Raw genomic sequence first — 11,809 nt, forward strand, 5'->3', positions numbered from 1 at the left:
TCCAGAGGCCGCGATCACGGCCGGTCACGGGATCACCGTTCATGCGCGCAACACCTGCCCCGGCCGGGCGCCGGTCTCGGCCCCGTCCCGGACCACGGTCTCGCCGGCGACGATCACCGAGTGGATTCCCGCCGGCGCGACCAGCGGGGCGGCGAAGGTGGCGCCGTCGATGATCGAGGCCGGGTCGAAGGCGACGAGGTCGGCGTGCGCGCCGTCCCTGATCACACCGCGTCCCGCCAGCCCGAACCTGGCCGCGGCCATGCCCGTCATCTTGTGCACCGCCGTCTCCAGGCTCAGCAGCCCCAGTTCGCGGACGTAGCGCCCGAGCACGCGCGGGAACGTCCCCGCCCAGCGCGGGTGGGGCCGGCCACCGGGCTTGGGCACGCCGTCGGAGCCGATCATGGAGTACGGCGCGGCCAGCACCCGCCGCACGTCTTCCTCGACCATGGAATGGCTGATGATCGTGACCTCGCCCTGCTCGGTGCGGAGCAGTGCGGCGACCAGGTCCACGGGATCCTGGCCCTGCGCGGCGGCCAGCTCGGCGATCGTGCGTCCCTCCGTCTCGGGGTGGCGTGGTGCGCAGGCGATCGAGATACGGTCCCAGCCGCCGTTGCCGACGGTGTTCTCCCAGCCGGGGACGCCCTCGGCGATGGCACGGCGCATCCGGTCACGCTGGGCGGGATCGGCCAGCCGTGCCGTCAGCGCGGCGACGCCGCCGTCCGAGGCCCAGGGCGGAAGCATCGCGCCCAGCGCGGTGCTCCCCGCGGTGTAGGGGTAGACGTCGCAGGTCACGTCCATGCCCTCGGCGCGCAGGGCGGCGATCCTCGGCAGGGTGCGCTCGGTGCGCCCCCAGGCGTACTTGCCCGCCGTCTTGTGGTGGGAGACGTGCAGCGGGGCGCCGCTCCTGCGCCCGATCTCGACGGCCTCCTCCAGCGCCTCCTCCACCCGCGACATCTCATCGCGCAGGTGGGTGACGTACGGCTTGCCGTGCCCGGCCGCGACGGCGGCCAGGGCGACGACCTCGTCGGTGCTCGCGTAGGTGCCGGGGGTGTAGATGAGGCCGGTCGAGAGCCCGGCGGCGCCCGCCGACAGCGCCCGGTCGAGAAGGGCGCACATGGTCCGCAGCTCCCGCGGGGTGGCGGCCCGGTCGACGGGGCCGATCACTCCGGCGCGGAGCGTGCCGTGCCCGACCAGGGAGGCGAGGTGATTGGCCCGGGGCACGGCCGCGTGCGCGGCGGCGAACTCGGCGAACCCCTCGTACATCCCGACGTCGCCGCCGAAGTAGACCCGGGTCTCCGCGCGCATCGCGGCCAACCGTTCCGGCAGTGCGGGAAAGAGGCTGGAGCCGCAGTTGCCGCAGATCTCCGTGGTCACTCCCTGAAGGACCGCGGCCCGGACCATGTCACCGCCCAGCTCCCCGTCGATCAGGGTGACGCCGTCGGAGTGGGTGTGCACGTCGATGAAGCCGGGGGCGAGGACGAGGCCGGTCAGGTCCGCGCTCTCGCGCGCGCCGGCCGGGGCCCCCGGGGGCAGTAGGGTGAGACGGCCGTCGAGGACGCCGACGTCGGCGCGCCGGGAGGCGTCGCGCCCCGCTGTGCCGTCGATCACCAGGCCGCCTCGCAGCAGCAGGTCGAAGTGGATCAAAGGACCTGCCCCAGGAAGGCGCGGAAGCGTTCGTGGCTCGGGTCGGCGAGCACGTCGCGAGGGTGTCCCCGCTCGACGATCACCCCACCGTCGATGAAGACGAGGTCGTCGCCGACTTCGCGCGCGAAGCCCATCTCGTGGGTCACCACCATCATCGTCATGCCGCTGGCGGCCAGATCGCGCATGACCGCCAGCACCTCCTGGACCAGTTCGGGGTCGAGCGCGCTGGTCGGCTCGTCGAAGAGCATGAGCTTGGGGTCCATGGCCAGGCTGCGGGCGATCGCCACGCGCTGCTGCTGGCCTCCGGAGAGCTGGGCGGGGTAGTGATCCGCCCGGCCGGCCAGGCCCACCCGCTCCAGCAGGTGCAGCGCCCTGACGCGGGCGTCGCCCTTGGTGACGCCTTTGACGACGACCAGGCCCTCCATGACGTTCTCCAGCGCGGTACGGTGCGGGAACAGATGGAAGCGCTGGAACACCATGCCGATGTCCTGCCGTTGCCGGCAGAGCCGGGCGGGCCGCAGGTGGTGGAGCCGGTCGCCGTGTTCGGCATAGCCGATCAGGTCGCCGTCCACCCAGATGCGGCCGGAGTCGATGGTCTCCAACCGGTTGACACAGCGCAGCAGCGTCGATTTGCCCGACCCGGACGGTCCGACGACGCAGACCACACCGCCCTCGGGCACGTCCAGGCTGATTCCCTTGAGCACCTCGACGGCGCCGAAGCACTTGCGCACCGAGCGGATCCTGACCATGGGTTCGGTCATCACGCGTTCCCCTTGCCGAACGGCCGCAGGTTGCGGCGGACCCTGACCTGGAGCGCGTGGTGGCCGCGCTCGAACCGCTTCTCGATGAAGTGCTGGCCGACGCTCGCGATGGTGGTGAGCACGATGTACCAGACGGAGGCGACGACGAGCATCGCGATCACTTCGAAGTTGCCGAGGTAGATGCGCTGGGACACGGTCAGCAGCTCGGCTCCGGCGATGACCGAGACCATCGAGGTGGTCTTGAGCATCGAGATGAACTGGTTGCCGGTGGGCGGGACGATCACCCGCATCGCCTGGGGGAGCACCACCCGGCGGAGCACCTGCCGATGCGACATGCCCAGTGCCTCGGCCGCCTCGCGCTGGCCGGGGTCCACCGACCGGATACCCGCCCGGACGATCTCCGCCATGTAGGCGCCCTCATTGATCGCCAGCCCGAGCAGGGCCGCGGTGAAGGGCGTGATCAGCTCGTTGGCCTGCCACTCGACCAGCTTGGGACCGTCGAACGGCACACCTATGCCGAAGGAGGGGAAGACCAGCCCGATGTTGAACCAGAAGATGAGCTGGACCAGCAGCGGGGTGCCGCGGAAGAACCAGGTGTAGAGCCCGGAGGCGCCCCGCAGCACGGGACTGTCGGACAGCTGCATCACCGCGGCGAGAATGCCCAGTGCCAGGCCGATCGCCATCGACAGCACGGTGAGCTGGATGGTGACCCACAGGCCGCCGAGGATCCTGCCGTCGGTCAGGTAGGCGGCGATGACGTCCCAGTGCAGGTTCTCGTTGACGATGATCGTGTAGGCCAGCCAGACGAGGGCGAGTCCGGCGACCGCCGCCGCGATCCACCGGCCGGGCCTCGGCGGGCGGATCGCGTCGATCGGCAGGTGCGCGGCCTCGGCGGCCTCGGGGGAAGCGGTCACTTCCATGGCCTGGTGTTGACCATGACCTCGGGCACGGCGTTGCTCGCCACGCCGTACTTCTCCAGGACCGTCTTGTAGCCGCCGTCGGCCGCCAGCTCCCGCATGGCCATGGCCACGGCGTCGCGCAGCGCGGTGTTGCGCCGGTCGATCGCGATGCCCCAGGGGCCGGCGTCGTACTGCTCGGGCAGCACGTCGTACTTGCCGGTGTCCTTGGCGTACATCGCCGCGACGGGCGAGTCGACGATGGTGGCGACCGCCCGCCCGGAGTCGATGCTCAGCAGGCCGGTCGGCGCGTCCTCGCTCTGCATGATCTTCATCTTCTCGGCGCACTTGTCGTCCTGCCGCTGCCCGATCGCGAGGTTCGAGCTGCCCTTGGCCAGCACCACGGCGCGGCCGCACAGGTCTTCGAGGGTCTTGATGCCCTCGGGGTTGCCCTTCTTGACCATGATGGCCCCGCCGGCGTTGAAGTAGTCGACGAAGTCGACGGCCGCGCGGCGTTCCTCGGTGTCGCTCATGGAGGACATCACCACGTCCCAGCGGCCCGCCTGCAGGCCCGGGATCAGGCCGTCGAAGGCGGCGTTGGTCACCTTGGCCTTCAGGCCGAGCTTGGCCGCGATCGCGGCGGCGAGGTCCGGATCGACGCCGGTGAGGTCCTGGGTGCCCGGCTTGTACATCTCCATCGGCGGGTAACCCTCCGAGGTCGCCATGCGAAGCTCACCGGACTTCCGCACGGCCTCGGGCACCAGGTCTTTGGCGGCCTTGCCCGCCGCCGAGGCGGCGCCGGCGCCGGCGTCGGTCCCCGACGACGAGCGCCCGCACCCGCCGGCGAATGCCGAGACGGCCAGTGCGACAGCCATGACCGAATAAAGGCGCTTTGTCATAGAAGCTCCCGGTTTGCGGATAGGTGAGCTCATGCTCCCGATCGGAGATAACAGCCCCAACACAGATGAATGCTTGCGAGCCTCAGCATCGAAAAATTCAATGCTTAGACCGGACAAAAGCCCTGAACCTCTACCTTCGTCCCCATGAACTTGGCGATCGAGAACGGCTGGCCGCGCACGGCGGCATGGACCGGCGGGGAACTGCGCATCGGCGGGGTCGGCGTGCGGGAACTCGCCGCCGAGTTCGGCACACCCGCCTACCTCCTGGACGAGGAGGAGTTCCGGAGCCGCTGCGCCGAATGGCGCGAGGCGCTTCCCGACGGGGAGGTGCACTACGGCGGCAAGGCCTTCCTGTGTCCGGAGGTGGTGCGCTGGCTGGACGCCGACGGGCTCTGCCTCGACGTGTGCACCGGAGGCGAGCTGGCCGTGGCCGTGGCCGGGGGCATGGATCCCGCGCGGGCGGTCTTCCACGGCAACAACAAGTCGGTGGCCGAGCTGCGCCGCGCCGTCGCCTGGGGCGTCGGCTGCGTGGTCGTGGACTCCTTCGCCGAGATCGAGCGCCTGACCGTCATCGCCGCCGAGGCCGGAGTACGGCAGAGCGTGATGATCCGGGTCACCCCCGGGGTGGAGGCGCACACCCACGAGTTCATCGCCACCGGCGGCGACGACTCGAAGTTCGGATTCTCGCTCGGCGCCGGCCTGGCGGCCGAGGCGGTCCGGCGGGTTCTGGCCGCCTCCTCACTGGAGCTGACCGGGCTGCACTCCCACATCGGCTCGCAGATCACCGACCTGGGCGGCTTCACCCTGGCCGCCCGCCGGATGGCCGGTTTCCTGCGGGCCGTCGAGCGCGAACACGGCGTGACGATCCCCAAGCTCGATCTCGGCGGCGGGCTGGGCATCGTCTACCGGCCCGGCGACCCGGTCCCGCCACGCCCGGCCGAGGTGGTCGCGGCGCTGCGCGAGGTCGTGCCGGCCCACCTGCGGCTCGCCGTGGAGCCGGGCCGCTCGATCGCCGGGCCCACCGCCGTCGCCCTCTACGAGGTGGGCACGGTCAAGGAGATCCCCGGCGTCAACACCTATGTCAGCGTCGACGGGGGGATGAGCGACAACCCGCGTCCCGCCATGTACGGCGCCGCCTACACCGCGCTCCTGGCCTCCCGCGCCTCACAGGCCCCGCCACGCGAGGTCACCGTGGTCGGCAGGCACTGCGAGAGCGGCGACGTGCTCGTCCGCGACCTGCCGCTGCCGGCCGATGTACGGCCCGGCGACCTGCTGGCGATCCCCGCCTCGGGTGCCTACCAGCGGTCGATGGCGAGCAACTACAACCACGTGACGCGGCCCCCGGTGGTCGCCGTCCGCGACGGGGCGGCCAGGGTGATCGTGCGCCGGGAGACCGAGGAAGACCTGCTCGGTCTCTACGTCTGACGCAGACGAGCACGGCTGTACGGTCCCCGTGCGTCGATGCCCTAAGGTGCCGCTGTGGATCTGGACGTCATCCGGCGCGGCATCGACGCGCTCAGTGAGTACGACACTGATTTCGGCCTCTTCGGCGCCCGCGAGCACCGCTACCGGTTCGAGCCGCCGCTCGACGAGGCCATGTTGGAGGCCGTCGAGGCGCGGATCGGGGTGCGCTTTCCGGCCGACTACCGCGCGTTCCTGACTCGGCTCGGCAACGGCGGCGCCGGCCCGTACTACGGGGTCCACGGGTTGCGGCCGGACGGCGCCTGGGCGCGGTTCCGCCCGTTCCCGTTCACGAAGGAGTGGGAGCCGCCCGACTCGGACGACGAGGACTACGACGACGCCATGGAGGCCGCGTTCGAGGGGCTGCTGGCGGTCGCCGAGCACGGCTGCGGCTACCGCTCTCACCTCGTCGTCAACGGCCCCGCCGCGGGCCAGGTCTGGGGCGACTGGACGTGCGTCGGCGAGGTGCTGGCCCCCGAGGCCGAGTCGTTCGGCGCGTGGTACCACGGCTGGCTGGAGAGTTCGCTGCGCGAGGTGCTGGGTGAACGGATCGAGGTCACCGTGCGCGACGAGACCGGCTGGAGCGTTGACCGCCGGTTGCTCCTCCTTCTCCCGCCGCCGCTCGCCGGCGGTGACGAACGGCCGGAGGTAAAGGTCCTACGGCTGCTCAGGCGGGTCTACCTGGCCCTTTACGAACACCGCCACGGCGACGCCCGCGACCTCCTCGCCCAGGCCCGCGCGGTCGGCGCCGCGGCGGACTACGAGGTGCCCATCGCGCTCGCGGAGGCCGTGCTCCTGCGCGAGGAAGGCGGGATCACCGACGCCCTGACCATCGTGGAACACACGATCCCGCGGTGCGGCCGGCCGTTCGAGGGCGCGTGGCTGCGCCGCCTGCGGGTCGAGCTGCTTGTGACGCAGAGCCGACTGGACGACGCGTGCGCGGCGACCGAGGAGCACATCGCGCACTGTCCCGACGACGACTTCGGCTACGTACGCCGCGCCCTCCTGCGGGTGCTGACCGGCGACCCCTCGTCCGCCGAGGAGGTCCTGCGCGCCGACGCCCCGATCGGGAGAGGACTCGGATCGGTGAGCCACTCGTCTCCCGCCGACCGCGCCCCCATCGCGCTACGGCTCCGCGCCCGGCGCCTGGCCTGGGAGTGCCGCCGCTGGGGACACTCCACCGACGCGCCCCGCTTCGACGCGATCGCCACCGGCTGACCAGGCTCTGACGGCGACCCCGGCCGTGGGCTCCGTGGCGTCGTTCTCGGTGAGGACGCGGTGGACGATCGGTCGTCGCCGCCCTCGCGCCGGCGAGATGTGGGGGCAGGGGCTCAGGAGATGCGGGTCGCCTTCTCGGTCGTCCTGCGGAACTTCGTGCCGTTCCACGCGTAGGTCTGGCTGACGATCAGATCCGGACAGCAGTTGGGGGCCTGGCGGCTGACCGCCTTGCCTCGCAGGTGCACCCGCCCGTGGCGAATCGTGGTCTTCAGGGACTTGAAGTAGCGGTTCTTGCCGAGTTTCCCGAGCAGGTGGGGGGTCTGGCTCCCGGAGGCGCCGTCGTAGACGAAAGCGATCAGAGGATTGCTCGACGTCGGGCTCGGGCACGACGACACGACGACGGTCTCGCGCCGTCCGTCACGGGTAAGGTCGCCGACGGCCGCGACGCGGGCGCGCACGACGTACCAGGTGGCATTCGGCCCCGGCTCAGGGCAGTTCAGCGACGGCTCCACCACGGCCGCCCAGTCGATCCGGTCCAGCCGGTCGGCGGCCTGGCCGGTCTTCCTCGCGGTGGCGGCGGTGGCCTGTGCCGCCGCACTCTCCACGGTGGCCGCGCCGGCGACGCCTGCACCCGGAATCGTCGCCAGTGAGGTGGCGAGGGCGGCGGTGCTCGCCCAGACTCGGAATCGGCGGGCCCTCGGGCTGCTCATGCGCTCGGTATGTGAGTTCACGATGACTTCGACGCGCGAAACCTCGGAGATGTTGCGAATCGCAGGCGATCCCATGGCAGGAAGTGCGCACCCGCCGGGACGGGCGGACCCGACGACGAGGTGACGGAGCAGGCGGCTGTCATCCGAGCCAGGGCCGCGGCCGAAGGCACGGCCAAGGGCGCCAAAGACGTCAAGGACATGGCCGGAGCGGCAGCCGCGGCGGGGAAGCCCGGCAGGCCGGGCATCACGCGCGAGCGCGCCGGAGATGCCCGGCCCGGACGGGCCGGCGAGGTCAGGCGCCGTCCTCCAGGTCTCCCTCCGACTTGAGGTAGACCTCCTGGAGATCGCGCAGGATGTCGGGGTCGGGGTGCTCCCACATGCCCCGGTTCGCCGCCTCCAGCAGCCGCTCGGCGATGCCGTGCAGCGCCCACGGGTTGGAGCGGGCCAGGAAGTCCTGGTTCTCCTGGTCCAGGACGTAGGTCGCGGCCAGCTTGTCGTACATCCAGTCGGCGACCACGCCGGTGGTGGCGTCGTAGCCGAACAGGTAGTCGACGGTGGCGGCGAGCTCGAAGGCGCCCTTGTAGCCGTGCCTGCGCATGGCGGCCAGCCAGCGGGGGTTGACCACCCGGGCACGGAAGATCCTGGAGGTCTCCTCCGAGAGTGTCCGGGTGCGGACCGCGTCCGGGCGGGTGCTGTCGCCGATGTAGGCGGCCGGTGCCTTCCCGGTGAGGGCGCGGACGGTGGCGATCATGCCGCCGTGGTACTGGAAGTAGTCGTCGGAGTCGGCGATGTCGTGCTCGCGGGTGTCGACGTTCTTGGCCGCCACCGCGATCCGCCGGTAGGCCGTCTCCATGTCCTGCCTGGCCGGGACCCCGTCGACCCCGCGGCCGTAGGCGAAACCGCCCCACACCGCGTAGACCTCGGCGAGGTCGGCGTCGTCGCGCCAGTTGCGGCTGTCGATGAGCGGCAGCAGCCCGGCGCCGTAGGCCCCCGGCCGGGAGCCGAAGATCCGCATGGTGGCCCGGCGCTCGTCGCCGTGGATCTCCCTGTCGGCCAGGACGTGCGCCCGGACGTAGTTGAGCTCCGCCGGCTCCTCCAGCCCGGCGGCCAGCCGTACCGCGTCGTCCAGCATGGCCACGACGTGCGGGAACGCGTCCCGGAAGAATCCGCTGATCCGGACCGTCACGTCCACACGCGGGCGCCCGAGTTCCTCGGCGGAGATCGGCTCCAGCCCGGTGACCCGCCGTGACGCCTCGTCCCACACCGGCCGCACGCCGAGCAGCGCGAGCACCTCGGCCACGTCGTCCCCGGCGGTGCGCATGGCGCTGGTCCCCCAGACCGACAGCCCGACCGAGCGAGGCCAGTGGCCGGTGTCGGCCCGGTAGCGCTCCAGCAGGGAGTCGGCCATCGCCTGCCCGGTCTCCCAGGCCAGCCTGCTCGGCACCGCCTTGGGGTCGACCGAGTAGAAGTTACGGCCGGTGGGAAGCACGTTGATCAGCCCGCGCAGCGGCGACCCGCTCGGCCCCGCCGGCACGTAGCCGCCGTCGAGGGCGTGCAGGATCGCCTCGATCTCGTCCGTGGTCCGCGCCAGCCGGGGCACGACCTCGGTGGCCGCGAAGCGCAGGATCCGCTCCACCAGCCCGAGGTCCGCCGAGGTGGCGGCCAGGACGGTGGAGGTCGCCTCGGCGGCGGCGGCCGGATCCCAGGCCCGCTCCTCCATGGCCTCGACCAGCGCGCGGGCGAGGGATTCGGCCTCGTCCGTGCCGATCCGGCCCGCCGTGCCGTCCTCGGCCAGGCCCAGGGCCTCGCGGAGCCCGGGGAAGGCCTCGCCGCCCGCCCACATCTGGCGGGCGCGCAGCATGGCGAGCACCAGGTCGACGCGGGTCCCGCCCTCGGGGGCGGCGCCCAGCACGTGGAGGCCGTCGCGGATCTGGACGTCCTTGACCTCGCACAGCCAGCCGTCGACGTGCAGCAGGAAGTCGTCGAACTCGGCGTCGTGGGGACGGTCGTCGATGCCCAGATCGTGATCGAGCCTGGCCGCCTGGATCAGGGTCCAGATCTGGGCGCGGATCGCCGGGAGCTTCGCCGGATCCATCGCGGCGATGGACGCGTGCTCGTCGAGCAGCTGCTCCAGCCGCGCCATGTCGCCGTAGGTGTCGGCGCGGGCCATCGGCGGGACGAGGTGGTCGACCAGGGTCGCGTGGGCGCGGCGCTTGGCCTGGGTGCCCTCGCCGGGGTCGTTGACCAGGAACGGGTAGATCAACGGCAGGTCGCCGAGCGCGGCGTCGGGACCGCAGGAGGCCGACAGCCCGGCGGACTTGCCGGGCAGCCACTCCAGATTGCCGTGCTTGCCCACGTGCACCACGGCGTGCGCGCCGAAGCCGTCGGCCAGCCAGCGGTAGGCCGCCAGGTAGTGGTGGCTGGGCGGCAGGTCGGGGTCGTGGTAGATCGCGATGGGGTTCTCCCCGAAGCCGCGCGGCGGCTGCACCATGACCACGACGTTCCCGGCGCGCAGCGCGGCCAGCACGATCTCGCCGTCCGGGTCGTGCGTCCTGTCCACGAACAGCTCGCCCGGCGCGGGGCCCCAGTGCTCCTCCATCCCGGCCCGCAGGTCCGCCGGCAGCGTGCCGTACCACCGGGCGTACCGGCTCGCCGCGATGCGCACCGGGTTGCCGGCAAGCCGCTCCTCGGTGAGCCACTCCTGGTCCTGCCCGCCGGCCGCGATCAGCGCGTGGATCAGCGCGTCGCCGTCCTGCTCGGCCACGCCCGGCAGCTCGCCCTCGGCACCGATGTCGTAGCCGCGCTCGCGCATCGCGGCCAGCAGCCGCACCAGGCTCGCGGGGGTGTCCAGGCCCACGGCGTTGCCGATCCGCGAGTGCTTGGTGGGGTAGGCCGACAGCATCAGCACGATTCGCCGCTCGCCGGGTGGGACGTGCCGGAGCACGGCGTGCCGTACCGCGATGCCGGCCACCCGCGAGGCCCGCTCCGGATCGGCCACGTAGACGGTCAGCCCGTCCTGGTCGATCTCCTTGAAGGAGAACGGCACCGTGATGATCCGGCCGTCGAACTCGGGGATCGCGACCTGGGTGGCCGCGTCGAGCGGAGACAGGCCGTCGTCGTTGTCCTCCCAGGACGCCCGGCTGCTCGTCAGGCACAGGCCCTGCAGGATCGGCACGTCCAGCTCGGCGAGCGCGCCGACGTCCCAGGCTTCGTCGTCCCCGCCGGCCGAGGCGGTGGCCGGGCGGGTGCCGCCGGCCGCGAGCACGGTCACCACCAGGGCGTCCACCGTACGGAGGACCTCCAGCAGGCCGGGTTCCGCGGTGCGCAGCGAGGCGCAGTAGACGGGCAGCGCCCGGCCGCCCGCGTCCTCGACCGCCGAGCAGAGGGTCTCGACGAAGGCGGTGTTGCCTGCGACGTGGTGGGCCCGGTAGTAGAGCACCCCGACGGCCGGCCCGTCCTCGCGACGCGCCCGGCGCTCCAGGACACCCCAGCCGGGGGTGGGCGCGGGGGCGGCGAAGCCGTGCCCGGTCAGCAGCAGGGTGTCGGACAGGAACCGGTACAGCTCGGCGAGGTTGGCCGGGCCGCCGTGGGCGAGATAGGCGTGCGCCTCGGCGCAGACCCCGCCCGGCACGGTGGACAGCTCCATCAGCTCGGCGTCGGGCGCCTGCTCCCCGCCGAGCACGACGACGGGACGGGGGCCGGCGAGCAGGGCGTCCAGGCCCTCCTCCCAGGCGCGGCGCCCACCGAGCAGCCGGACCACGACCAGGTCGGCACCCTCCAGAAGGGGGGGCAGGTCCTCGGCGGTGAGCCGGGCGGGGTTGCCCAGCCGGTAGTCGGCGCCGCCGGCGCGGGCGCTGAGCAGGTCGGTGTCGGAGGTCGAGAGCAGGAGGATCATGCGCCACGCTCCGCCGGAAGCGGGGCGGCGGGGCTCGGCGGCGCCATGGGGTGGCACGGGAACGGCGGAAAACGCACGGGGCTTCCTCCCTCGGGGTCCTCGCCCCGGGTCGTCGTCGGCTACGACGGCTGGAGTCTCCTGGCTCCCGGATCGGTGCTCCCCCCGGCCTTCCCGTCCGTCGCCGGACAGTGGCCTGGGTGGGGTTCGCTCCCCGGTTACAGTGGCGGGACCGCGCCGGATTCACACCGGCTTCCTCCCTTTGCCGTCGCCATCGATGAGACTACGGCAGTCCCGTTCATTGCAAGAAACTGGCGTTAACATCCTC

At 72.2% G+C, this 11,809-nt stretch carries 8 protein-coding genes and 1 riboswitch; of the genes, 2 read left to right on the forward strand and 6 right to left on the reverse strand.

Features of this window, described 5'->3' with window-relative positions:
- Positions 1–39 precede the first annotated feature (39 nt).
- Genes ACQPYK_RS27365 through ACQPYK_RS27380 form a run of 4 tightly spaced genes read right to left on the reverse strand, consistent with a single transcriptional unit; the run spans position 40 to position 4,176 of the window.
- Positions 40–1,644, reverse strand: coding sequence for an N-acyl-D-amino-acid deacylase family protein (locus tag ACQPYK_RS27365; protein ID WP_433236603.1), 1,605 nt, complete (start codon positions 1,642–1,644; stop codon positions 40–42).
- On the reverse strand, positions 1,641–2,405 hold the full coding sequence (locus ACQPYK_RS27370) for an amino acid ABC transporter ATP-binding protein (RefSeq protein WP_433236606.1): 765 nt from the start codon (positions 2,403–2,405) through the stop codon (positions 1,641–1,643). Before ACQPYK_RS27370 ends, ACQPYK_RS27365 begins: the two co-directional genes overlap by 4 nt.
- The gene (locus ACQPYK_RS27375; protein WP_433236609.1) at positions 2,405–3,325 is read right to left on the reverse strand and encodes an amino acid ABC transporter permease; all 921 of its coding nucleotides are present in this window, start codon (positions 3,323–3,325) and stop codon (positions 2,405–2,407) included. The genes ACQPYK_RS27370 and ACQPYK_RS27375 overlap by 1 nt, the downstream gene beginning before the upstream one ends.
- Positions 3,316–4,176, reverse strand: coding sequence for an ABC transporter substrate-binding protein (locus tag ACQPYK_RS27380; RefSeq protein ID WP_433236612.1), 861 nt, complete (start codon positions 4,174–4,176; stop codon positions 3,316–3,318). Before ACQPYK_RS27380 ends, ACQPYK_RS27375 begins: the two co-directional genes overlap by 10 nt.
- 168 nt (positions 4,177–4,344) lie before the next feature.
- Here ACQPYK_RS27380 and lysA point away from each other — a divergent pair, with 168 nt between their 5' ends.
- Together lysA and ACQPYK_RS27390 are read left to right on the forward strand one after the other, a co-directional pair.
- On the forward strand, positions 4,345–5,625 hold the full coding sequence (gene lysA, locus ACQPYK_RS27385; protein WP_433236615.1) for a diaminopimelate decarboxylase: 1,281 nt from the start codon (positions 4,345–4,347) through the stop codon (positions 5,623–5,625).
- Positions 5,626–5,679: 54 nt separating this feature from the next.
- A complete protein-coding gene (locus tag ACQPYK_RS27390; RefSeq protein ID WP_433236618.1) occupies positions 5,680–6,879 on the forward strand; it encodes an SMI1/KNR4 family protein in 1,200 nt (399 codons plus the stop codon).
- A gap of 113 nt (positions 6,880–6,992) precedes the next feature.
- Here ACQPYK_RS27390 and ACQPYK_RS27395 read toward each other — a convergent pair whose 3' ends face one another.
- Both ACQPYK_RS27395 and cobN read right to left on the reverse strand, forming a co-directional pair.
- A complete protein-coding gene (locus ACQPYK_RS27395; RefSeq protein ID WP_433236621.1) occupies positions 6,993–7,589 on the reverse strand; it encodes a hypothetical protein in 597 nt (198 codons plus the stop codon).
- A gap of 292 nt (positions 7,590–7,881) precedes the next feature.
- Positions 7,882–11,484: a cobaltochelatase subunit CobN gene (cobN, locus tag ACQPYK_RS27400; protein ID WP_433236624.1), complete on the reverse strand. Its 3,603-nt coding sequence runs from the start codon at positions 11,482–11,484 to the stop codon at positions 7,882–7,884.
- Positions 11,485–11,598: 114 nt separating this feature from the next.
- Positions 11,599–11,788, reverse strand: a riboswitch (cobalamin riboswitch).
- Between the last annotated feature and the right edge of the window lie 21 nt (positions 11,789–11,809).

The sequence above is a fragment of the Streptosporangium sp. CA-135522 genome (assembly GCF_050949235.1).
In the GTDB taxonomy this organism is placed as follows: domain Bacteria; phylum Actinomycetota; class Actinomycetes; order Streptosporangiales; family Streptosporangiaceae; genus Streptosporangium.

What these genes read in the sequence shown, in the direction of transcription:
- ACQPYK_RS27370 (WP_433236606.1), bottom strand. Translation starts at nt 2,405, where the DNA reads ATGACCGAACCCATGGTCAGGATCCGCTCGGTGCGCAAGTGCTTCGGC.
- ACQPYK_RS27375 (WP_433236609.1), bottom strand. Translation starts at nt 3,325, where the DNA reads ATGGAAGTGACCGCTTCCCCCGAGGCCGCCGAGGCCGCGCACCTGCCG.
- ACQPYK_RS27380 (WP_433236612.1), bottom strand. Translation starts at nt 4,176, where the DNA reads ATGGCTGTCGCACTGGCCGTCTCGGCATTCGCCGGCGGGTGCGGGCGC.
- lysA (WP_433236615.1), top strand. Translation starts at nt 4,345, where the DNA reads ATGAACTTGGCGATCGAGAACGGCTGGCCGCGCACGGCGGCATGGACC.
- ACQPYK_RS27395 (WP_433236621.1), bottom strand. Translation starts at nt 7,589, where the DNA reads ATGAGCAGCCCGAGGGCCCGCCGATTCCGAGTCTGGGCGAGCACCGCC.
- cobN (WP_433236624.1), bottom strand. Translation starts at nt 11,484, where the DNA reads ATGATCCTCCTGCTCTCGACCTCCGACACCGACCTGCTCAGCGCCCGC.